At 70.2% G+C, this 21,738-nt stretch carries 22 protein-coding genes and 1 riboswitch; of the genes, 7 read left to right on the forward strand and 15 right to left on the reverse strand.

Annotated features, from left to right (window positions below; all coding sequences use genetic code 11):
• Positions 1–58 precede the first annotated feature (58 nt).
• A complete protein-coding gene (locus tag AB0D85_RS25855; protein WP_362324549.1) occupies positions 59–739 on the forward strand; it encodes a Uma2 family endonuclease in 681 nt (226 codons plus the stop codon).
• Between the two features lie 43 nt (positions 740–782).
• Complete coding sequence (locus AB0D85_RS25860; protein WP_362324552.1) at positions 783–1,358, forward strand: hypothetical protein; 576 nt, start codon at positions 783–785, stop codon at positions 1,356–1,358.
• Here AB0D85_RS25860 and AB0D85_RS25865 read toward each other — a convergent pair.
• A complete protein-coding gene (locus tag AB0D85_RS25865) occupies positions 1,355–2,365 on the reverse strand; it encodes a YafY family protein (RefSeq protein ID WP_362324555.1) in 1,011 nt (336 codons plus the stop codon). The genes AB0D85_RS25860 and AB0D85_RS25865 overlap by 4 nt on opposite strands.
• Before the next feature lie 93 nt (positions 2,366–2,458).
• Here AB0D85_RS25865 and AB0D85_RS25870 point away from each other — a divergent pair, with 93 nt between their 5' ends.
• Positions 2,459–2,857 (forward strand): VOC family protein, encoded by a 399-nt coding sequence (locus tag AB0D85_RS25870; RefSeq protein ID WP_362324558.1) that lies wholly within the window; start codon positions 2,459–2,461, stop codon positions 2,855–2,857.
• A gap of 19 nt (positions 2,858–2,876) precedes the next feature.
• Here AB0D85_RS25870 and AB0D85_RS25875 read toward each other — a convergent pair whose 3' ends face one another.
• From AB0D85_RS25875 to AB0D85_RS25900, 6 genes are all read right to left on the reverse strand, one after another.
• Complete coding sequence (locus AB0D85_RS25875; protein ID WP_362324561.1) at positions 2,877–3,485, reverse strand: TIGR03086 family metal-binding protein; 609 nt, start codon at positions 3,483–3,485, stop codon at positions 2,877–2,879.
• Positions 3,486–3,561: 76 nt separating this feature from the next.
• Positions 3,562–4,224, reverse strand: coding sequence for a TetR/AcrR family transcriptional regulator (locus AB0D85_RS25880; protein ID WP_362325060.1), 663 nt, complete (start codon positions 4,222–4,224; stop codon positions 3,562–3,564).
• 79 nt (positions 4,225–4,303) lie between these two features.
• Positions 4,304–5,857: a carboxylesterase family protein gene (locus tag AB0D85_RS25885; RefSeq protein WP_362324564.1), complete on the reverse strand. Its 1,554-nt coding sequence runs from the start codon at positions 5,855–5,857 to the stop codon at positions 4,304–4,306.
• 235 nt (positions 5,858–6,092) lie between these two features.
• The gene (locus AB0D85_RS25890; RefSeq protein WP_362324567.1) at positions 6,093–7,568 is read right to left on the reverse strand and encodes an MFS transporter; all 1,476 of its coding nucleotides are present in this window, start codon (positions 7,566–7,568) and stop codon (positions 6,093–6,095) included.
• A 171-nt stretch (positions 7,569–7,739) separates the two neighbouring features.
• Positions 7,740–8,612: a metallophosphoesterase gene (locus tag AB0D85_RS25895; protein WP_362324570.1), complete on the reverse strand. Its 873-nt coding sequence runs from the start codon at positions 8,610–8,612 to the stop codon at positions 7,740–7,742.
• Between the two features lie 44 nt (positions 8,613–8,656).
• The gene (locus AB0D85_RS25900) at positions 8,657–9,250 is read right to left on the reverse strand and encodes a GNAT family N-acetyltransferase (RefSeq protein ID WP_362324573.1); all 594 of its coding nucleotides are present in this window, start codon (positions 9,248–9,250) and stop codon (positions 8,657–8,659) included.
• A gap of 93 nt (positions 9,251–9,343) precedes the next feature.
• Between AB0D85_RS25900 and AB0D85_RS25905 the strand changes: the two genes are divergently transcribed.
• Together AB0D85_RS25905 and AB0D85_RS25910 are read left to right on the forward strand one after the other, a co-directional pair.
• Positions 9,344–10,066: a hypothetical protein gene (locus tag AB0D85_RS25905; protein WP_362324576.1), complete on the forward strand. Its 723-nt coding sequence runs from the start codon at positions 9,344–9,346 to the stop codon at positions 10,064–10,066.
• Between the two features lie 2 nt (positions 10,067–10,068).
• Positions 10,069–10,425, forward strand: coding sequence for a hypothetical protein (locus AB0D85_RS25910; protein WP_362324579.1), 357 nt, complete (start codon positions 10,069–10,071; stop codon positions 10,423–10,425).
• 85 nt (positions 10,426–10,510) lie between these two features.
• On the opposite strand, the gene AB0D85_RS25915 is transcribed toward AB0D85_RS25910, so the two are convergent.
• The 5 genes from AB0D85_RS25915 to thrC all read right to left on the reverse strand — a co-directional run bounded on the left by AB0D85_RS25915 (position 10,511) and on the right by thrC (position 16,139).
• Positions 10,511–11,638: an NADH:flavin oxidoreductase gene (locus tag AB0D85_RS25915; protein ID WP_362324582.1), complete on the reverse strand. Its 1,128-nt coding sequence runs from the start codon at positions 11,636–11,638 to the stop codon at positions 10,511–10,513.
• 243 nt (positions 11,639–11,881) lie between these two features.
• The gene (groL, locus tag AB0D85_RS25920) at positions 11,882–13,504 is read right to left on the reverse strand and encodes a chaperonin GroEL (RefSeq protein ID WP_316774136.1); all 1,623 of its coding nucleotides are present in this window, start codon (positions 13,502–13,504) and stop codon (positions 11,882–11,884) included.
• Positions 13,505–13,878: 374 nt separating this feature from the next.
• A complete protein-coding gene (locus AB0D85_RS25925; RefSeq protein WP_019057200.1) occupies positions 13,879–14,085 on the reverse strand; it encodes a cold-shock protein in 207 nt (68 codons plus the stop codon).
• Positions 14,086–14,531: 446 nt separating this feature from the next.
• Positions 14,532–14,807 (reverse strand): MoaD/ThiS family protein, encoded by a 276-nt coding sequence (locus AB0D85_RS25930; protein WP_362324585.1) that lies wholly within the window; start codon positions 14,805–14,807, stop codon positions 14,532–14,534.
• A gap of 48 nt (positions 14,808–14,855) precedes the next feature.
• A complete protein-coding gene (gene thrC, locus AB0D85_RS25935) occupies positions 14,856–16,139 on the reverse strand; it encodes a threonine synthase (RefSeq protein ID WP_362324588.1) in 1,284 nt (427 codons plus the stop codon).
• Positions 16,140–16,157: 18 nt separating this feature from the next.
• A riboswitch (SAM riboswitch) is annotated at positions 16,158–16,311 on the reverse strand.
• A gap of 157 nt (positions 16,312–16,468) precedes the next feature.
• Between thrC and AB0D85_RS25940 the strand changes: the two genes are divergently transcribed.
• The gene (locus tag AB0D85_RS25940) at positions 16,469–17,413 is read left to right on the forward strand and encodes a glucosyl-3-phosphoglycerate synthase (protein ID WP_362324591.1); all 945 of its coding nucleotides are present in this window, start codon (positions 16,469–16,471) and stop codon (positions 17,411–17,413) included.
• A gap of 128 nt (positions 17,414–17,541) precedes the next feature.
• Here AB0D85_RS25940 and AB0D85_RS25945 read toward each other — a convergent pair whose 3' ends face one another.
• Positions 17,542–18,750, reverse strand: coding sequence for a transposase (locus AB0D85_RS25945; protein ID WP_362324594.1), 1,209 nt, complete (start codon positions 18,748–18,750; stop codon positions 17,542–17,544).
• Between the two features lie 284 nt (positions 18,751–19,034).
• Here AB0D85_RS25945 and AB0D85_RS25950 point away from each other — a divergent pair, with 284 nt between their 5' ends.
• On the forward strand, positions 19,035–20,462 hold the full coding sequence (locus AB0D85_RS25950) for a trehalose-6-phosphate synthase (protein WP_362324597.1): 1,428 nt from the start codon (positions 19,035–19,037) through the stop codon (positions 20,460–20,462).
• A 60-nt stretch (positions 20,463–20,522) separates the two neighbouring features.
• Here AB0D85_RS25950 and otsB read toward each other — a convergent pair whose 3' ends face one another.
• A complete protein-coding gene (gene otsB / locus AB0D85_RS25955) occupies positions 20,523–21,374 on the reverse strand; it encodes a trehalose-phosphatase (RefSeq protein WP_362324601.1) in 852 nt (283 codons plus the stop codon).
• 115 nt (positions 21,375–21,489) lie between these two features.
• Positions 21,490–21,723 (reverse strand): DUF3263 domain-containing protein, encoded by a 234-nt coding sequence (locus AB0D85_RS25960; RefSeq protein WP_362324604.1) that lies wholly within the window; start codon positions 21,721–21,723, stop codon positions 21,490–21,492.
• Positions 21,724–21,738 lie beyond the last annotated feature (15 nt).

Raw genomic sequence — 21,738 nt, forward strand, 5'->3', positions numbered from 1 at the left:
GGCTCCTACGGTCCGGCGGCGCACCCCCGAGGCACGATGGAGGGGAGGAGGCGACCCCATGACCCCTGACACCGAAGAACGCCCGCAGATGTCCGTCGAGGACTTCGAGGAACTCGTCCGGAGGGCTCCGAGGGAACTGCGGAACCGGCTGGAGTTCCTTGGCGGCCGCCTCTGCGTAAGGCATGGGCCGCTCGACGTCGAGGAGTTCGAGGAACTGGCCGCTTCGGCCCCAGAGACCGTGCGGCTTGAGTACATCGACGGAAAGGTAGTCGTCAAACCCATGCCGGACGGCAATCACCGGGAGATCCTCGTCTGGCTGCAGGAGCAGTGCATGCAGCACCGTCCTGATCTCCGCGTCTACGGCGAGTCCGGAGTCCAGACCGAGGCCTACCGCAAGGGACGTGCCCGATCGGACGGAGCCGTCGCACGCAAGGGTCACTTCACGGGGCACGGCGAGTGGTCCGCGTCCAACGGCATCCTCATGGTCGTCGAGATCACCTCACACGACCGCGACACCCATCAGCGAGACCGTGTCGACAAACCCGTCGGCTACGCGGCGGTCGACATCCCCGTCTACCTGCTCATCGACCGTGACAGCAACACCGTGGTCGTCTACAGCGAACCCCAGGACAGCCGCTACCAGGAGATCGCCTCCCACCCTTGGGGTACCTCCGTCGAACTTCCCGCCCCTCTCGGCTTCACCCTGGACACCGAAGAGCTCAAGGACTACGCCGACTGATCTCACGAACGCGTTGTCGGCGCCGTATGCCACGCTGGTTCACATGAACCACTCCCAGCTCACCGCCCTGGGTCGCGCCCTCCGTGTCATCGGCGAGCACGGGGAGGCCCTGACCGGGGACACGCCCGATGCCAAGCTGCACGAGGTGAAGGACGACCTCAAGCGGGCGCTCGACCTGCTGGAGGAGAGCGTCAGCGCGGCCGCGCCCACCACCCGGTGCGCCGAGCATCCGCAGGGACCCGTGGACGAGAGCGCCCCCGATCTGTGCCTGCTCTGCGAGACGCGGCGGCGGGCCGCACGGCGGTCGGAGTACGCGGGTGGGCCGCGCCCCGTGCCGGGGGAGGCCGTCAGTCCGTCCATGTCGCGTTACGGAGTGCGGGCCGACCGGCCGCAGCCGCAGCAGCGGTGGCTGCCGGAGGCGTGGAACGGGCGGGAGTGGGAGCTGTGCGGCACACCTCGCCGTGACCGGCGCGAGGCCGAGCTGTACATCGCGGCCCAGCGGCGCGGGTCCCGGCCCGCCATGGCCTACCGGCTCGTCCACGAGTTCACCGACTACGAGGTGCTCCGGGTCTGGGGCACCCCCGTGCACGTGGACATCGAGCCCCTCGGCAACCTCTAGCTGTGCCGGCGCGCGGAGGACGCGAGGCGATCCGCGAGGCCGATGACGAGATCGCGGAGTTCATCGGGGCGCTCGATGACGAACGGCCGGTCGAGCGAGGCGAGTAGCGGAGGCAACCAGTCGAGCCGCTCCGCCCGCAGCTCGACACGCAGCCAGCGCTCGCTCGCCCGGTCCTCGCCTGCCGTGGGCTCGTGCTCCGCCAGGCTCGCGACGCCGGCGGGAAGGCGGGCGCGGATCTGCTCGGCCGTCCCGTGGATCCGCAAGGTCACCTCATGCCGGTACTCGGCCGTGGCGAACCCCGACAGCACGCGCTGTGCCGGACCGGGACCCGTCGGCGCCTCGAACGAGCCGGGCAGGGTCCGCGCGTCCGCGACGCGATCGAGCCGGAAGGTCCGGTCCTCGCCGATCCGGGCGTCCTTGCCCGTGACGTACCACCGGCCCGCATGGGCGACGATCCCGTACGCGTGCAGTGTGCGTTCGCTGCGCCGTCCGTCGCGGTCGGTGTAACGGATCGAGACCGGTCGGCGGTGGCGCACCGCGTCGGCGACGGCGAGCAGCACCCCGGCGTCCGGGATGTCGGCCCTTCCGGGCTCCCCGGGCGCCCCGGGCTGTTCCGTGAAGGAGAGGGACTCCAGGAGTGTGTCGAGACGGCGGGCGAGGTGCTTGGGCAGCACCCGCCGGATCTTCGCCGATGCCGTCTCGTTCGCCGTGTGCTGCGCCGTCGTCAGCCCTGCCCGGCGGCCGGCGACCAGGCCGAGCAGCACGGCCAGCGCCTCGTCGTCGCTGAGCATGAGCGGAGGCAAGCGGTACCCGGGAGCGAGCCGGTACCCACCGTAGCGGCCGCGCACCGATTCCACGGGCACGTCGAGGTCGATCAGCTGGCCCACGTACCGCCGCACGGTGCGCCCTTCGACGCCCAGCCGGTCGGCGAGTTCGGCCACGGTCCGGGTGCCGCCCGACTGCAGCAGCTCCAGGAGAGTCAGCACGCGGCCGGTGGGGCGAGACATGGGGACAACATAACGCGAATACAGGACCGATTCTGTCCGCTATCTCTCCTAGCCTGCGACGTGCACGCCTCCAGCACAGCCAAGGAGATCCCCATGGACTTCGTCTCGATCCGCATCATCACCAGCGACGTCGCACGCCTCGTCGAGTTCTACGAACGAGCCACAGAAGTGCGGGCGACCTGGGCCAACGAGGACTTCGCCGAGCTCAGGACCCCGGGCGCCACCCTCGCGATCGGCAGCACCCGCACCGTCCCGCTGTTCGCCCCGGGCTCCGCCCGCCCGGCGGACAACCACAGCGTGATCACCGAGTTCCTCGTCGACGACGTGGACCGCGTGCACCAGAACCTGACCGGCTTCGTCACCGACTTCGTCAACGAGCCCACCACGATGCCCTGGGGCAACCGGTCACTCCTGTTCCGCGACCCCGACGGCAACCTCGTCAATTTCTTCACCCCCGTCACCCCGGCGGCCATCGAAAAGTTCACCCGCTGACGCCGTCCCATGAGCGCCGTCACCCGCGGGTCGGCCACCCCTCCGGGTCCCTGCCCAGCAGCCGCAGCGTCTCCTCCAGCGGACCGGACCCCGCGGGCACCTCCCGCGCGGGCGCGAAGGCGAAGCCCGGTCCGCGCTGTGCCGGATCGGCCGGGACCAGGCGGGCGACGGCGAGGGCCGCGGCGAGTACGTCGTCCGGCAGTTCCAGCGCCGTTCCGAGGGTGGCGGCGACGTCCCAGGCGTGCACCACGTAGTCGATGAAGTGGAAGCCGATCGCCATCCGCCCGGGAAAGCTCCCGCCCAGTTCCGGCAGCGCGAACTCCCGTCCGTCCGCGCCCGGTGCGCCGAACGCGCCGAGCACCTGCGCGGCGGCCGCCCGGTGCACCCGCGCCGGTTCGCTCATGTCCTCCGGCTCGCGCCAGTGGGCGGCGCCCTCCCCCGCGCCCCGCGCGGCCGCCGCGAAGCCGTGGTGCTGAGCCGTCATGTGCGCGACGAGCCGGCGCAGTGTCCACCCCGCACACGGCGTGTCCCGCTCCCAGTCCCCGCCGTCCGCCAGATCCACCACCCGAACCGCCTCGCTCACTGCGATCCGGTCCAGTTCGACGATGTCCGCTCCTGTGACAGTCATGGCCCGAGCCTAAAACTGTGCGAACGATCGTGCTAGTTGTTTGGGGCGGTTCAGGCCATCTCAATACGCCGTGGAATCAAGAGACTTGGGGGACTTGGGGAACTTGGGGTACCGGAACCAGATCGGCCGCCGCCGCCCGTAGCCGGGCCGCGATCCCGACCCGGGCCCGCCGGTACGCGGTCTCCTCGCCGTGCAGCACCGCGACCCCGTTCGCCGTCTCCATCAACGCGATGAGCTCGAAGGCGAGTTGGGGTACGTCGGTGTCGGCGTGCAGCTGGCCCGCGTCACGCGCCTCGGCGACAGTGCGCTCCACATGGGCCGACCAGTCGCGCTGGGCCCGGACCACGGCGTCGTGCACCGGCCCCGAGCGGGCGTCGAACTCGGCGATGACCTCGTAGAAGAAGCAGCCGCCCGGGAAGATCCGCCCCCGGGAGTATTCGAGCCATGTCTCGCACAGCCGCCATACCCGCAGGACCCCCGCAGGGTGCGTCAGCACCGGGCGGACCACCCGCTCGGTGAAGATGCGCTCCGCCTCCCGCAGGGTGGCGAGCTGCAGTTCCTCCTTGGATCCGAAGAGCGCGAACACCCCGCTCTTGCTGAGCCCCAGCTCCGTCGCCAACCGCCCGACGGACAACGCCTCCAGCCCTTCGACGGACGCGATCCCCACGGTCCGGTCCAGCACCAACTGGCGCGTCCTGTTGCCTCGTTCGACCCGTCCGTCCAGTCGGGGCATGGAGATGTCCTTGTCCGTCACGCAGGGAACAGTAGTGCGCGATCCCGGTGATCCGGGGTGATCCGACCCGCCCGGACCTGTCCGGTCAGCCCAGCAGCGGTGAGGGCACGAAGTCGTACCCCTCCCACAGTTGCCTGCTCGTCTCCTCCGGGTACGCCGTGACCGTCGGGGTCGTGTCCAGGATCTGCGTGCTGCGGTCCGTCGTGTCGTACGCCGGCCAGCCCGGGTCGCCCGTCCTCGCGAACGCCGTCCACGCCGTGCGGAAGCGGGTGGACAGGGCCTCGGCCTCGGGGGTGACGCCCGTGCCCGCCCAGAGGAGGTTGGCGAGGTCCGCCTCGAACGTGCCGAAGAGGAGGGGGATGTCCAGGCCGTGGCAGGCACCCAGCACGCCGCCGCTGCCGGGGGCGCCCCAGGTCAGTTCGTACAGGTGCGCCCGGCCGCCGCCGGCCACCTGCGCCTCCGCCAGCCGCAGGGAGGGCATGGCGAACAGCCAGTCCGTCTGCACCCGTTCGTACAGCTCGCCCGCCGATGCCTCGGGGAAGGCCGCGCGGTAGGCCCGCTCCCCCGCCTCGCCGCCCGGTGCGAACAGCCGCAGCGCGCCGGTCGCCTGCTCCTCCGTGATGCTGCCGTACATCCCGGCCATGACCAGGAAGAGCCGGAACTCGTCGCGGTTGTGGCCCACCAGGAGGTCCACGTCCCGTGCGGAGCCGGAGGCGAGCGCCTGCCAGGGGGCGGTGGGCAGGACGTCACCGTCGACCACCGGGGAGAAGGGGGTGACCGTGGGCGCTATCTGGCCCCAGCGGTCCACGTTCTGGAGCATCTTGGCGCCGAGCGCCTGTCCGACGTCCGGCAGCCGGCGCGGGTCGGTCGTCGCCAGGTCGGCCACTGTGGGGCGCAGGCCGGCCTCGGCCGCGAGGGCCCTGCCGATGTCCTCGGCGAGTTCACGGGAGAAGAACGTGCCGGGCACGCTCTGGGCGACCGCCCGCCGGAACAGGCCCCGCGCCCTCGGCATGGCGAGCAGCGAGGCGACCGACCCGGCGCCCGCCGACTCGCCCATGACCGTGACCTGGTCGGGGTCGCCGCCGAAGGCCGTGACGTTCTCCCGCACCCACTCCAGCGCCGCCACCTGGTCCAGCAGGCCCCGGTTCGCGGGCGCCCCCTCGATCTGGGCGAAACCCTCCATGCCGACGCGGTAGTTGAGGGTGACCACAACCACGTCGCCCTCGCGGGCGATGCGCTGGGCGTCGTAGCCCGGGCTGCCGGAGTGGCCCAGCTTGTAGGCGCCGCCGTAGATCCACACCATGACCGGGCGGCGGGCGGACGGGTCCGGGGCGGGTGTCCACACGTTGACCGTCAGCCAGTCGTCGCCCTCGGGGGCGTCCAGTACGCCCGTGCGCCCCTGGATGCCGAGGTCCTGCGGGGGCGGGGGGCCGAAGGCGTACGCCTCGCGTGTGCCGTCCCATGCCGTCGCCGGGCGCGGCGCCGCGAACCTCAGCTCTCCCACGGGGGGTTCGGCGAACGGTATGCCCCGGAAGACCGCGAGGCCGTTCTCCTGCAGGCCGCGTACGGGGCCGGTGGCCGTCCGGACGACAGGGCCGTCGGAGGGAGTGGCCGACTGCGGGGCGTTGTTCGTCGTCATCGTCGCTCGCTTTCGCGTCGGGGGGCGCAGAGTGGTCAGGTGCGGGTGGGTGGGGGCTGGTCGCGCCCACGCGGCGGTAGCCGCATATCGAATACAGCCCCGCGCCCCTTCGGGGCGCTTCAGCAGGGGCGTTCCGAAAAGTCAGGGCCGGTTACTCGTGAAACGGGTGGGGGTGCGTGGAAGTGCCGGGTGGGCCTCACTCGTTGGAGTGAGACCCACCCGGCACCTAGGTTCTTCAGGCCTTCGCGCCGACCGTCTCGATCTCGCGGTCGTCGTCCGTCGCGGCCGCCGCGGCCGTCTTCTGGCGCGGGATGAACGTGGCGACGAGGAAGGCGAGCAGCGCGGCTCCGGCGCCGATGGCCATGACGACCTTGAAGCCGTTCTCCGAAGCGAGCGCGTGGCCGCCGAAGTCCGTGGTCATCTGCGACAGGATGACGCCGGCGATGGCGCTGGCGAAGCTGGTGCCGAGGGAGCGCATCAGGGTGTTGAGGCTGTTGGCCGCGGCCGTCTCCGACGGGTCGACCGCGCCCATGATCAGGGCGGGCAGGGCGCCGTAGGTGAAGCCGACGCCGGCGCCGATGATGCAGGAGACCAGGATGAGGTGCCAGACCTCGGACATCAGGACGATGTTCAGGGCGTAGCCGGCGGAGACGATCAGCGCGCCGATCATCAGGGTGACCTTGGGGCCCTTGGCCTGGGTGAGCTTGGCGGAGGCCGCGGACATGGCCATCATGACCAGGCCCTGGGGGGCGAGCACCAGGCCGACGGTGAGCATGGACTTGCCGAGGCCGTAGCCGGTCTGCTCGGGCAGCTGGAGCAGCTGCGGCAGGACCAGGGACATCGCGAACATCGAGAAGCCGAGGGCGATCGAGGCGAGGTTGGTGAAGAGGACCTGCGGCTTGGCGGTCGTACGGAGGTCGACCAGCGGCTGCCTGGAGCGCATCTCCCAGAAGCCCCAGGCGAGCAGGATCACGACGGCGGCGGTGCCCAGGCCGAGGGTGGTGCCGGAGGTCCAGCCCCAGGTGGCGCCCTTGGAGACGGCGAGCAGCAGCGCGACCAGACCGGCGGACAGGCCGAGCGCTCCGGCGATGTCGAAGCGGCCGCCGGTGCGGACCTTGGACTCGGGCACGATCAGGAGGACCAGGACGAAGGCGACGGCGCCCAGGGCGGCCGAGGTCCAGAACAGGATGTGCCAGTCCCACTTGTCGGCGATGAACGCGGCGGAGGGCAGGCCCAGCGCGCCGCCGACGCCGAGCGAGGCGCTCATCAGGGCGGTGGAGCCGGCCAGCCGGTCGGCGGGCAGGGCGTCACGCATGATGCTGATGCCGAGCGGGACGACGGCGGCCGCGAGGCCCTGCAGCGTACGGCCGATGATCATCGGGACCAGGGAGTCGGCGAGGGCGCAGACGACCGAGCCGGAGACCAGGAGCACGATGCTCGTCAGGAGCATGCGCCGCTTGCCGATCATGTCGCCGAGGCGGCCGACGACCGGGGTGGCCACCGCGGCGGCCAGCAGGGTGGCGGTGACGGCCCAGGCGGTGTTCGAGGCCGAGGCGTGCAGCAGGGTGGGCAGTTCCGGGACGATCGGGATGACCAGGGTCTGCATCAGCGAGACGACGATCCCGGCCAGGGCCAGCACCGCCACCACGGCGTTCGGCCGCGGCGGGGCGGATGTTCCCGCCGCGGCGGGTCGGGTGAGGGCGTCGGACATGGGAGCGGGCCTCCATCGGACGGGCTCGATGAGCGAAGCTTGACTGCTTGACTTAAGCAACCTTATGTCGATTGATTGAGTTAAGCAAGTTAATTCCAGGAAAACAGCGCTGACCTGCGACAACGCGGCTACTTGGAGGCGAAGAGGCGGCTAATGAGGCGGCTAAACCCCTCAGCCGTGCTCGGCGACGAACGTCCGGGCCTGCTCCTCGTCGATCTCGTAGACCGTCTCGTGGGCCCGCGGATCGCGCGCGTGGAAGGTGTGGAACATCGGGCTCGCGGGCCCGTCCAGCTCCACCAGCGAGGCCGACGCCCCGCGCACCGCCCGCTCTCCCCCGGCCGCCACGGTCAGGTCGATCCGGTTGACGACCCCGGGCGTCACCCACACCGGCACCGACTCCAGCAGGCCGAAGAGCTGGAGGTGGTAGTGCCCGGTGAGGATCACCCGTACGTCACTCCCCCGGAGCACCGCCGCCAGGTCGCCGGGGTCACGGAGCCCGAAGGCCTGCTGGGTCGCCGAGAGGCCGAGGGTGAAGGGCGGGTGGTGAAAGGCGAGGACCGTGCCGCGCCCGGCCGGGGTGCGCAGCACCTCGCGCAGCCACTCCAGCTGGGGCGCGCCCAGACGGCCGTGGACCTTCCCGGGCACGAGCGAGTCCAGGGTGACGAAGCGCCGGCCGCCGACCGTACTGACGGCGGCGCGCTCCTCCGGCCCGAACACCAGCTCCGCGCGGTCGCTGCCGTCGGCGGCCAGATGCCCGCTGCCCAGCACCTTGGCGAAGGCCTCGCGCTCGTCGTGGTTGCCGGTGGTGTAGAAGGCGGGGATGTTCCTGGCCTGCGCGTACTCCCCGATCAGCGCGCGCAGGGTCGTGTACGCCTCCACCGCGCCGTCGTCCGCGAGGTCGCCGGTGACGACGACCGCGTCCAGGCCCTGGAGATGGCGGAGTTCGTCGAGCATCAGCCGCAGGGACGCAGTGGCGTTCACGCCGCGCTTGTCGGGGGCGTCGGTGCGGTCCAGGTGGGTGTCGGAGAGATGCAGGATCCTCATCTTCCGGAGATTATCCGGAGATTGGACGCCGGACATGGCGGCGGTCAGCGGGCCGGGCGCCACATCGTCGTCACGGTCCGGCCGCCCGGCGTGACGAGCTCGCCCCGCGGGACGAAGCCCACGCTCTCGTACCGGCGGTCGTTGGCGGGGTTCGTGGACTCCAGATACGCGTTCGCGCCGATGGCGTCGAGCCGGGCCAGCGTGTCGGACAGGAGCGCCATGCCGAGCCCCCGGCCCCGGTGGTCGGCGTGGGTGCCGAGGATGGTCAGATGGAAGAAGGGCTCCTCCGGATGGGCGGCCCCGAAGCTCTCCTCGGTCGCCTCGACGGCCCGCGCCACCCCGGCCCCGGCGACCTTCTCCATCACCTCTCCCCGCTCCCGCTCCTCCGCCTCGGTCAGCTCGACACCGCCCGGCGGAATCCAGACGGCCACCGCCTCCACGCCCGGCGTCACGAACGTCCACGGATACCGCAGCGCGCCACGGGCGTACACCCGCCACAGCTCCCCCATCTGCCGGGCCCGCCGCGCCTCGTCGGGAAAGACCGGACCCCACACCGGGTCCTGGAGGAAGGCGCTGGTCAGCGTGGACACGACGGCATCGAGATCGGCGGGGGTGGCCGGGCGCGAGGAATGGCTCATGGGCACGACGCTAACGGTGACACCACCGGCCGCTTCCTTCAGGTTGACCCGGTATACAGCGGAAGTGCACATACCTATGACGTCGGCGTCGTGATGAGCGGCCTGATCAAGCAGCTGCGTTTCTCGATGCTGTTCGTACTCGGGATCCGAGCCTTCGACCTCGTGGTGAGCGTCGTCGAGAACCCGCGGTCGGGAGACTTCCCGGGGACCCTGGCCGACTGGGCCCTGACCACAGTCGTCTTCTGCATCGTGGTGGCCCTGGTGCACTCCGTGATCTACGGCGCCAGGCACCGCGGCCGCCTCCTCCTCGGCCGGGGTACCGGGCTGCTCAAGCAGTTGCGCATGTCGTTTCTGATCACTCTCGGACTGAGCACCTTCGGCCTGGCGTCCGACCTCGTGCGCGCCATGTCGCCGGCGGAGTTCCTGAGCGCGTTGGGGGACGGGGTCGGGGTGACGGCCCTCCTGTGCGCCTTCGTGGCCCTGGCGCACACCGTGATCTACACCGCCGCGCACCTCGGACGGCCCGAGGGCAGGGAAGTCCGCGGGGCCGCGGCCGGGCTGCTGGTCATGCTCGCGGTCGACACGCTCTACACCCAGCCGCTGTGGACGAGGGCCGCCGACGACACCCGGACGCCGTTCCGGCTGGCGTGCGCGCTGATCGCCCTGCTTCCGGTGTTCACCGGCCTGGTCTCAGTGGTCCGGGCGAGACGGCGATGGCCCGAGCCGGCCGTCGCGTGGAACCGGGCGCTGCTCTTCGGGATCGTGTCCTTGCCGATCCAGGCGGTGGTGGCCCTGGTCTTCCTCGCGGTGGCCTGACCGTGGCCGTACTCGACGCGCTCTCCCCGGCCGTGCTGGTCGTCACCCTCGTCATGACCGTGCACGTCCTCGGTCTGCGGTTCTTCTGGCGGCGGGGAAAGAGCCGGTTCCGCGCGTCCGACCTCGACTGGCGTTCCTCGCCGCCCTTCCTGACGGCCGCGGCCGTGGGCGGCCTCTGCGGTTTCGTGCTCGGCGGCCACCCGCACGGCTGGTTCGACACCGTGGGTCTGGCCGTGCGTGCGGTCGCCGCGGCCTGGCCGCTGGAGTCCTGGTACCGCCTGCACGCCCCGTCGGCACGCTGGCTGGGGCCGGCACAGACAGCCGCCTTCGCGGTGCTGACCACGGCGGGCATCCTCTGACGGACCTGACGAACGGCGGACATGATGAACGGCCGGGACACTCCGCGTCCCGGCCGTTCATCATGTCCGCGCGCCGCGCGGGTGCTCAGCTCAGCGTCTTCAGCGCCGACGCGTCGTACGCCGACAGCTCCTCCGTGCGGCCGGCCAGGACCTTCGCCGCCCACTCGGGGTCCTGGAGGAGGGCGCGGCCGACGGCCACCATGTCGTACTCCTCGCGCTCCAGGCTGTCGAGGAGGTCGTCGATGCTCTTGAGCGGGGAGCCCTCGCCCATGAAGCCCTTGATGAAGTCGCCGTCGAGGCCGACCGAGCCGACGGTGATGGTCGGCCTGCCGGTGAGCTTCTTGGTCCAGCCGGCCAGGTTGAGGTCGGAGCCCTCGAACTCGGGGAGCCAGTAGCGGCGGGTGGAGGCGTGGAAGGCGTCGACGCCGGCGGCGGCCAGCGGGGTGAGGATGGCCTCCAGCTCCTCGGGGGTCTCGGCGAGACGGGCGTCGTAGTTGTCGGACTTCCACTGCGAGTAGCGGAAGAGGACGGGGAAGTCGGCCGAGACCGAGTCCCGTACGGCCGCCACGATCTCCGCCGCGAACTTCGTGCGGGCGACCGGGTCGCCGCCGTACGCGTCGGTACGGCGGTTGGTGCCCGCCCACAGGAACTGGTCGAGGAGGTAGCCGTGGGCGCCGTGCAGTTCCACGCCGTCGAAGCCGATGCGCTCGGCGGCGGCCGCGGCCTCGGCGAACGCGCGGATCACGTCGTCCAGGTCCTGCCGGGTCATCTCCTTGCCCTCGCCCTCGGTGCCGTCCAGGCGGACGCCGGAGGGGCCGACGGCGGGGGCGTCCGCGAAGGGCGGCTGGCCCTGCTTGCGGACCATGCCGATGTGCCACAGCTGCGGGACGATCGTGCCACCCGCCGCGTGCACGCCCTCGGCGACCTTCGCCCAGCCCGCCAGCTGCTCCTCGCCGTGGAACCGCGGGATACGGCTGCTCTGCCCGGCCGAGTCGTGGCCGACGTACGTCCCCTCGGTCACGATCAGACCGACACCCGCGGCGGCCCGGCGGGAGTAGTACGAGACCACGTCCTCGCCGGGGACGCCGCCGGGGCTGAACTGGCGGGTCATCGGCGCCATCACGATCCGGTTGGGGACCGTGAGCCCGTTCAGGGCGATGGGGCGGGAGAGGATCTCGGCCGCGCGGGAGGCGGGAGGCGTGGTGACGGTCACGTGGGGGGCTCCTCGTAAGTAGGGCGTGTCATTGACCAGACGGTATGTGCACATGCATCGAGTGCACACACGTGACCAACGAACTGCCCGGACGTGCGCATTCCCGTTCCCGCGCGGATGGCGTGTGACCCCGGACACGGGAAACAGGGAGACAAACAGGGAGGGGAAACGCCCGAGGGCGGCACCCCCTGCCTGTGGCAGGGGGTGCCGCCCTCGGAAAAGGACGAGCCGATCCGTGACGGATCAGAAGTCCATGTCACCGCCCGGCATGCCGCCCGGAGCGGCCGCGGCGGCCTTCTCCGGCTTGTCGGCGATGACGGCCTCGGTGGTGAGGAACAGCGCGGCGATGGAGGCGGCGTTCTGCAGGGCAGAGCGCGTCACCTTCGCCGGGTCGATGATGCCCTCGGCGACCAGGTCGACGTACTCACCGGTCGCGGCGTTCAGACCGTGGCCCGGGGTGAGGTTGCGGACCTTCTCCACCACGACGCCACCCTCAAGGCCGGCGTTGACGGCGATCTGCTTCAGCGGGGCCTCGAGGGCGAGCTTCACGGCCTGCGCGCCGGTCGCCTCGTCACCCTCCAGGTCCAGCTTCTCGAAGACGGTGGACGCCTGGATGAGCGCCACGCCGCCACCGGCGACGATGCCCTCCTCGACGGCCGCCTTCGCGTTGCGAACGGCGTCCTCGATGCGGTGCTTGCGCTCCTTGAGCTCGACCTCGGTCGCGGCACCGGCCTTGATGACGGCGACGCCACCGGCGAGCTTGGCCAGGCGCTCCTGGAGCTTCTCGCGGTCGTAGTCCGAGTCGCTGTTCTCGATCTCGGCGCGGATCTGGTTGACCCGGCCCTGGACCTGCTCGGAGGAGCCGGCGCCGTCGACGATGGTGGTCTCGTCCTTGGTGATGACCACCTTGCGGGCCTTGCCCAGCAGGTCGAGCGTGGTGTTCTCCAGCTTGAGGCCGACCTCCTCGGAGATCACCTCGCCGCCGGTGAGGATGGCGATGTCGTTCAGCATCGCCTTGCGGCGGTCGCCGAAGCCCGGGGCCTTGACGGCGACGGACTTGAAGGTGCCGCGGATCTTGTTGACGACCAGGGTCGACAGGGCCTCGCCCTCGACGTCCTCGGCGATGATCAGCAGCGGCTTGCCCGACTGCATGACCTTCTCCAGGAGCGGGAGCAGGTCCTTGACGGAGCCGATCTTCGAGTTGGCGATCAGGATGTACGGGTCGTCCAGGGACGCCTCCATACGCTCCATGTCGGTGGCGAAGTACGCCGAGATGTAGCCCTTGTCGAAGCGCATACCCTCGGTGAGCTCCAGCTCCAGACCGAAGGTCTGGGACTCCTCGACGGTGATGACGCCTTCCTTGCCGACCTTGTCCATGGCCTCGGCGATGAGCTCGCCGATCTGGGTGTCGGCGGCGGAGATGGAGGCCGTGGAAGCGATCTGCTCCTTGGTCTCGACATCCTTCGCCTGCTCCAGCAGGGCACCGGAGACGGCCTCGACGGCCTTCTCGATACCGCGCTTCAGGGCCATCGGGTTGGCGCCGGCGGCCACGTTGCGCAGACCCTCGCGGACCAGGGCCTGGGCGAGAACGGTCGCGGTGGTCGTACCGTCACCGGCGACGTCGTCCGTCTTCTTGGCGACTTCCTTGACCAGCTCGGCGCCGATCTTCTCGTACGGGTCCTCGAGCTCGATCTCCTTGGCGATGGAGACACCATCGTTGGTGATCGTGGGGGCGCCCCACTTCTTCTCGAGGACGACGTTGCGGCCCTTGGGGCCGAGCGTCACCTTCACGGCGTCCGCGAGCTGGTTCATGCCGCGCTCGAGGCCGCGCCGCGCCTCCTCGTCGAACGCGATGATCTTGGCCATGTGAAGTGGTCCCTCCAGGACTGGGGGTGATTCCTTCGGACCGCGCCCGCGCCCGCGACGGACGGCTCACATGCCTCGTGGTTCCTTGCCCCACCCGGCCTGCGGGCCTCACCGACCCGGTCCTTCTTTGTCACTCTCACCTTCAGAGTGCTAACGCCAATGATTAGCACTCGGGGTTGGAGAGTGCAAGGCGCGCTCGCGAAGCGAGTGCTCGTTGAGGGGTGGTGGTCGGGCGACGGGCGGGCGCAAGCGCCTCCCGGGGATCGGGCATGCGCGGCCCGGCCCGGCCCGGGCATGCCGAAGGGCTCGTGCCCCGGGAGGCACGAGCCCTTCGAAGATGTACAGAAGAACGTCGCTGTCAGTCGGCGCGTGCTTCAGCTGGTCGCCAGCCGGACCATGTCCGCCTGCGGCCCCTTCTGGCCCTGCGAGATCTCGAAATCGACTCGCTGACCTTCCTCCAGGGTGCGGTACCCGTCCATCTGGATCGCGCTGTAGTGGACGAAAACATCCGCACCACCGTCGACCGCGATGAAGCCGTACCCCTTCTCCGCGTTGAACCACTTGACGGTGCCCTGAGCCATGCCTAACTCCCCTATTACTGGCCCTTGCACAGATCCACACTTCGCGGATCCGGGTCAGACCTCACCCCCCAATGGTTGGGGGCGTGCGCCGGAACGCGTCGACCGCGGCTGAATGTATCTGTCCAACTGCCGTCTGCAACAGGTCAATCGGACGAGAATTCTGGACGGAAGGGGTCCGGAATGTAGCGAGAATTCGGCCGAATTCAGGGCAAGTCGGGCCCTATAAAGGCCACAAAAGCCGCATTTAACCCGCACACTTTGGCTACTTCTTGCCGGGCTCGCGGTATCGAATACAGGGCCCCCGACCTGGAGATCGGGACCGTGTTCCCCAACTGTACCGCGCTCAACCACACAGAATTGCCCCCTCCGCTTCTCTCGCGGAGGGGGCAATCAGATGAACAGTCGGTGATGGCTGTTACCGAAGGTAATGTTCGGTCATTCGGACGTCAGCCGCCTGCGACGGCCGGGATGATGGAGACGCCGGCCCCGTCCGGGGTGGCCGTCTCCAGGCCCTGCTCGAATCGCACATCGTCGTCATTCACGTAAACGTTGACGAACCGGCGCAGCTTGCCCTGGTCGTCGAGAACACGGGCGGCGATTCCCGTGTGGTTCTTCTCCAGGTCGGCGATGACCTCACCGAGGTTCGCGCCTTCGGCACTGACTTCGGCCTGGCCACCGGTGTAGGTGCGCAGGATGGTGGGGATGCGAACGTTGACGCTCACGGTTTGAACCTCCGGACAGGGCGGCGCCCCGGTTTTTTTACGGCCGACTTAGGCGAGCCCGGCCTCGTGGAACGACTCGAGATTGGGCCGAATGGTCGCGGTGAGACCCGTACCCGCGACCGCGTCCAGCGTCTTCAGTCCATCACCGGTGTTGAGTACAACGACCGACTTCGACGGATCAATGAGCCCATTCTCAATGAGCTTCCTGGTGACTCCAACCGTCACACCGCCGGCGGTCTCCGCGAAGATTCCCTCGGTCCGCGCGAGCAGCTTGATCGCGTCGACGACCTGCTCGTCGGTGACGTCCTCCACCGCGCCGCCGGTACGGCGGGCGATGTCGAGGACGTACGGACCGTCGGCCGGGTTGCCGATCGCCAGCGACTTGGCGATGGTGTTCGGCTTCTGCGGCCGGACCACGTCGTGCCCCGCCTTGTACGCGGTCGACACCGGCGAGCACCCCTCCGCCTGCGCACCGAAGATCTTGTACGGCTTGTCCTCGACGAGCCCGAGCTTGATCAGCTCCTGGAGGCCCTTGTCGATCTTGGTGAGCTGCGAGCCGGAGGCGATCGGGATGACGAGCTGGTCCGGGAGCTGCCAGCCGAGCTGCTCGCAGATCTCGTACGCCAGGGTCTTCGACCCCTCCGCGTAGTACGGCCGCAGGTTGACGTTGACGAAGCCCCAGCCCTCGCCGGCCGGGTCGCCGATCAGCTCGGAGCAGAAACGGTTCACGTCGTCGTAGTTGCCCTCGATGCCGACGAGCTCGCCGCCGTAGATCGCGGCCATGACGACCTTGCCCTGCTCCAGGTCGTGCGGGATGAACACGCAGGAGCGGAAGCCGGCCCGGGCGGCGGCGGCGCCGACCGCGCCGGCCAGGTTGCCGGTGGAGGAGCAGGAGAGCGTGGTGTAGCCGAAGGCGCGCGCGGCCTCGACGGCCTGGGCGACGACGCGGTCCTTGAAGGAGTGCGTCGGGTTTCCGGAGTCGTCCTTGACGTACAGGCCGCCGGTGACGCCCAGTTCCTTCGCCAGGTTGTCGGCCTTGACGAGCTTGGTCCAGCCGGGGTTGATGTTCGGCTTGGTCGCCACGTCCGCGGGGACGGGCAGCAGCGGCGCGTAGCGCCAGATGTTCGCGGGACCCGCCTCGATCCGCTTCCGCAGCTCCTCGGTGTCGTAGGCCGAGAAGTCGTACGCGATCTCGAGCGGGCCGAAACACTCCTCGCAGGCGAACACCGGGCCGAGCGGCACCCGGTGGCCACACTCGCGGCAGCTGAGCGCTGCGGCGGGACCGAGGTCTACGGTGGAATCGGTGCTGGTGGCAACAGTCTGCACAGCCATGTGAGGCGAGGCCCTTTCTCCTCATCTTCCTCACGACGCATCTCGCCGTGAGACGGATTTGGCACCTTCCCTAGCCGGGAGCCTCGCGATGATCAACAGTGATCTACGAGTACCGACTGGAGGGTTGCCGGGGCTTCATCGGGCCGTTTCCCTCTGCCCCTCTGGATGAGCTGTATGCGGTTGTCAACACACGGTGACCACAGGACATGCGATGGTCATCGGCGTTGTTCAAGACTGTAACCGAAGGCCAGGACAGTTGAGAGAGTCGTCCGAACCGCGAGATGGATCACACGTGGCAGTGTGGTCGTGACAGTGAGGAGCCGCTGACTGTGCTGGAAGAAGTCGAGCGCTGGCTGGCCACCCGCTCCTGGTCCGTGAACGATCGCCCGCTGCACCGGATACTCGCCGCCAAGCAGCGGTCGGGTCAGTCCGTCTCCGTCGTGCTGCCCGCGCTCAACGAGGAGGAGACGGTCGGTGACATCGTCGCGGTCATCCGCCACGACCTGATGCGGCAGGCGCCGCTCGTCGACGAGATCGTGGTCGTCGACTCCGGCTCCACCGACCGTACGGCGGCGGTGGCCGCGGCGGCGGGCGCGCGCGTCGTCCACCGCGACGAGATCCTCCCCCGTATCCCGGCCGTCCCCGGCAAGGGCGAGGTCCTCTGGCGCTCCCTGCTCGTGACCACCGGGGACATCGTCTGCTTCATCGACGCCGACCTGAGGGACTTCTCCTCCGACTTCGTCTCCGGGATCGTCGGCCCGCTGCTGACCGACCCCGACGTGGACCTGGTCAAGGCGATGTACGACCGCCCGCTCGCCGGCGCGGCCGGGCAGGGCGGCCGGGTCACCGAACTGATGGCCCGCCCGCTGCTGAACATGCACTGGCCGCAGCTGGCCGGTTTCGTCCAGCCGCTGGGCGGCGAGTACGCGGCCCGCCGCTCCCTGCTGGAACAGCTCCCCTTCCCGGTCGGCTACGGCGTGGAGCTGGGCATGCTGGTCGACGCCCTGCACCTGGTCGGCCTGGACGCCCTCGCCCAGGTGGACGTCGGTGTCCGCAAGCACCGCCACCAGGACGGCCAGGCGCTGGGCCGGATGTCCGCCGCGATCTACCGCACGGCACAGCTCCGGCTGGCCCGCGGGCATCTGATCCGGCCCTCGCTGACCCAGTTCGAACGGGGTGAGGACGGCTTCGAACCGCGCACGTACTCCGTGGACACGGAGGAACGGCCGCCGATGGCGGAGATCGCGGAGTACGCCGAGCGCCGGGTGGCGTGACTTCGACGTGCGTTCCGTATACGGCCGCTCGTCGGGCGTAGCCGTACGTTTGAGCGTTTCCGGGCCGGGCTAGGTTGAGGCGTGTGACTCCACCCACGCGTAAACGCGCGGGCTTCCTGCGTCGGCAGCTAGGCCACGTCGCAGAGGACCAGCCCGGCCCTGTTGAGGACGTTCGTCGCGCCGACGTGGTCCGCGTTCGCGGTGAAGCCGCACGCCGTGCATTCGAACTTCGCCTGGGTGACGCGGTTCTCCTTCGCGGCGTGCCCGCATGCGAGGCACGTGCGGGAGGTGTTGCGGGCATCCACTTCGACCACGTGGCGGCCGGCGCTTTCAGCCTTGTTCGCCAGGATCGAGAGGAACTGCGCCCAGCCCGCGTCGAGGATGCTGCGGTTGAGCGCGGCCTTGGTGGCGGCGCCGTTCGGCAGGAAGGCGCCGTTGTTGTCGGGGGCGGGCTTGGGTTTGGGGGTGCGGGTCATGCCCGCGGTGTTCAGTCGCTCGTGAGCGATCGTGTCGTACTCGCGGACCAGGGCGAGTGCGGTCTTGTGGTGGAAGTCGGCGCGCTGGCGTCGGATCTTGGCGTGCAGCTTGGCGACCTTGCGGGCTGCGGCGCGGTGACACTTGCTGCGCTGCCGGGTCCGCGGGGGGAACGTCGCGAGGTGCTGCTGGGCTTCGGCGAGTTCGTCGGCCATCCGGTCGAGGAACTTCGGGTTGGCAATGTGCTCACCGTCAGAGTTGGTCAGGAAGTGCGTGGTGCCCATGTCGATCCCGACCACGGCGCCCGTGGCGGGCAAGGGCGCCGCTGGTACGTCGTCGCAGGAGAGGACGACGTACCAGCGGCGCCCTTCACGCTTGACGCTGATCGTTTTCACGCGGCCCCGGACAAGCCGGTGCTGGTGCACGCGGACGTGACCGACACCTTGCAGGCGTACACGGGTGTGCCGGTCGTAGGGGGTGGAGTCCCAGCGGCAGCCGTCGCCGTCCTTCGGGAAGATGACGGTGTCGAAGTGGCCGACGCCCTTGAAACGCGGGTAGCCGGGCGTCTCGCCGCTCTTGACACGGCGGAAGAACGCCTGGAACGCCTTGTCCAGACGGCGCAGGGTGGCCTGCTGGGAGGAGAACGACCAACGCCCCTGGCGTTCCGGATCGAACGCCCGGATCTCCCTGAGCTGGGCGGACTGGTCGCCGTACCGCACGGACGTCCTGGAGACGTGCCGGTAGGCGTCCCGCCGTTCCTGCAAAGCGCCGTTATAGAGCGAGCAGTGGTCGGTCAGCATGTCCCGCAGGGTGACGGCCTGACGTGCCGTGGGGCGCAGCAGGAACTTGTACGCGCGGATCACCGCTCGCGCCTTCGCTCCACCCGAAGAGCCTCGGCGAGGAGAACGCACGCAGCAGCGTTGATCGAGATGCCGACGCGCTCGGCATATTCCTCGACCTGCCGCTTCAGCTCAGGAGCGACGCGAAGGTTCAGCGACTCCCGGAGATCACCTCTAGCCACAACCAAGATGCTACCACTTCTGATGATGGCTCAGGTCCAGGACCGACTGCTGCGCGGCTCCTCAGCGCGCCCGCAGCTTCGATTCCACCACCGGCCAAGGCCAGTGGTCTCCTCGAAGGGAATCTGATGGCTGCTACCACCGGCGGTGCCGAGGTGCTGGTCGCCTCGAACCGTGGCCCGGTCTCGTACGAAGTGCGCGAAGGCGGTGCGCTGCACGCCAAGCGGGGCGGCGGCGGGCTGGTCTCCGGGCTGTCGGCGATCGGGCCGGACGCGAACGCGGTGTGGGTGTGCGCGGCGCTGGGCGAGGGCGACCGCGAGGCGGTCCGGCGGGCCGAGGGCGGCCTGCTGCCGGTGGCGGACACCGGCGGGCAGCGGGTCCGGATGCTCGACATCGACGCGGACGTGTTCTCCGACGCGTACAACGGGATCGCCAACTCGGTGCTCTGGTTCGTCCACCACATGCTGTACCAGACCCCGCTGGAGCCGGTCTTCGACGCGGAGTTCCGGCGGCAGTGGGGTGCGTACGAGGCCTACAACCGGGCGTTCGCCCAGGCGCTGGCCGAGGAAGCGGGGCAGGGGGCGGCGGTCGTCATCCAGGACTACCACCTGGCGCTGGCGCCGCGGATGCTGCGCCGGCTGCGGCCGGACCTCCGTATCGGCCATTTCTCGCACACGCCCTGGGCGCCGCCGGACTACTTCCGGCTCCTCCCCGACGACATCGCGGCGGAGCTGCTGAGCGGGATCCTCGGCGCCGACCACGCGGCGTTCCTGACGCGGCGGTGGGCGGACGCGTTCGTCGACTGCTGCCATGCGGTGCTGGGGCCGGGGATTCCGGTGGCCGGGGAGACCCGGATCGGGGTGCACGGGCTGGGGGCCGACGCGGACTTCCTGCGGAAGCGGTCGCACGAGCCCGATGTGGACGAGCGGATGGCCGCGCTGCGGGAGGAGGTCGGCGAGGGCCGGAAGACCATCGTCCGCGTCGACCGTACGGAACTCTCGAAGAACATCGTGCGGGGGCTGCTGGCGTACCGGCAGCTGCTCGACGACCACCCCGAGTGGCGGGAGCGGGTGGTGCATGTCGCGTTCGCGTATCCCTCGCGGCAGGACCTCGCGGTGTACCGCGACTACACGGCCGAGGTGCAGCGGCTCGCGGATGACATCAACTCGGCGTACGGGACGGCGGGTTGGACGCCGGTGGTACTGCATGTGAAGGACGACTTCGCACGGTCGCTGGCGGCGTACCGGCTGGCCGACGTGGCGTTGGTGAACCCGATCCGCGACGGCATGAATCTCGTGGCGAAGGAGATCCCGGTGGTTTCGGACGAGGGGTGTGTGCTGGTGCTCTCGCGGGAGGCGGGGGCGTTCGAGGAGTTGGGGGAGGACGCGGTGGTCGTGAACCCGTACGACATCGGGGGGACGGCCGAGGCGTTGGCGCGGGCGCTGGCCGTGCCGGCGGAGGAGCGGGCGGAGACGTGCAAGCGGCTTGCCGCGGCGGCTACGGCGTTGCCTCCTGCGGCCTGGTTTCTTGAGCAGTTGGGGGCGTTGGGCGCGTGATCTGCGGGCCCGGTGGGGGCTGGTCGCGCAGTTCCCCGCGCCCCTAAGGGGCGCTGCCCCTTACGGGGCGCTTCGTGCAGCCAGATTTCCCAGTAGCCGTACAACCCCTTCCGGTCCGTTCACCACCAGGTCGGCCCGGTCCGCCAGTTCTGTGACCTCCTCGCTGCCGCTGCACACCAGGACGCCCGGGACGTCTTCCTCTCGGAGCTTCTCCACTGCGGCGAAGGCCGGGATGTCGCCCAGGTCGTCGCCTGCGTACAGCACCGACCCCGCGCCGATCTCTCGCGCGTACTCGCGCAGCGCGACCCCCTTGTCCATGCCCGGGGGGCGGAGTTCCAGGACCAGGCGGCCCGGTTCGACGATCAGGGCGTGGCGGGTGGCCAGGTCGGTCAGGGGGGCGCGGAGGGCGTCGAGGGCGGCCTGGGGGTCGTCGGCCCGGCGGGTGTGGACGGCCATCGCGAAGCCCTTCTCCTCGATCCAGGTGCCGTGCGCGGCGCCGACGCGGTCGAGGAGGGCGGGGAGTTCGGCGCGGGCGGCGGCGATGCCGGGGTGGGGCGGCGGGGCGGTGATCTCGCCTGTGGCCGCTTCCCAGCGCTCGGCGCCGTAGTGGCCGAGGACGACGAGGTGCTCCAGGCCCGGCACACCGGCGAAGCCGCCGTAGCGGACGGCGACCTCGGCCGGGCGGCCGGTGACGACGGCCACGGCGGCCACCTTCGGGGCGAGGGCGGCGAGGGCCGCTACGGCGTCCGGGTGGGCCCGGGCCTGCTCGGGGTCGGCGACGATGGGGGCCAGGGTCCCGTCGAAGTCGAGGCCGATCAGCGCGGTGCGCGGCTGCGCGAGGAGGGCGGCAAGGCCGTCGCGACCGGCCGCGGTGCGGGGTGAAGGGAGGGGATCCGTGATGTGGGTGCCCATGTAGCCGACAGTATCTGAGCGCCCCCTGGGGGCGCGGGGCTGTGTCAATTTGCGGCTCCGCCGCGTGGGCGCGACCAGCCCCCACCGGGCCCGCAGATACATGTCCGCGGAACGGTCAGCGCTCCGATCGCCGCGCGTCCCGCACCCGCCGCAGCCTGTTCACCGTCACCGGATCGTGCGCGAGGGCCCGCTCGTCGTCCAGCAGGGCGTTGAGCAGCTGGTAGTAGCGCACCGGCGCCAGGTCCAGTTCCTCCCGTATCGCTCGTTCCTTCGCGCCGGGGCTCGGGAAGCCCCGGCGTTCGAGGGCGAGGATGGCCTGCTCGCGCACGCCCAGTTCTTGCCGGTCCATGCCGAGAACCGTAGC

The sequence above is a fragment of the Streptomyces sp. NPDC048277 genome, from assembly GCF_040652235.1.
In the GTDB taxonomy this organism is placed as follows: domain Bacteria; phylum Actinomycetota; class Actinomycetes; order Streptomycetales; family Streptomycetaceae; genus Streptomyces.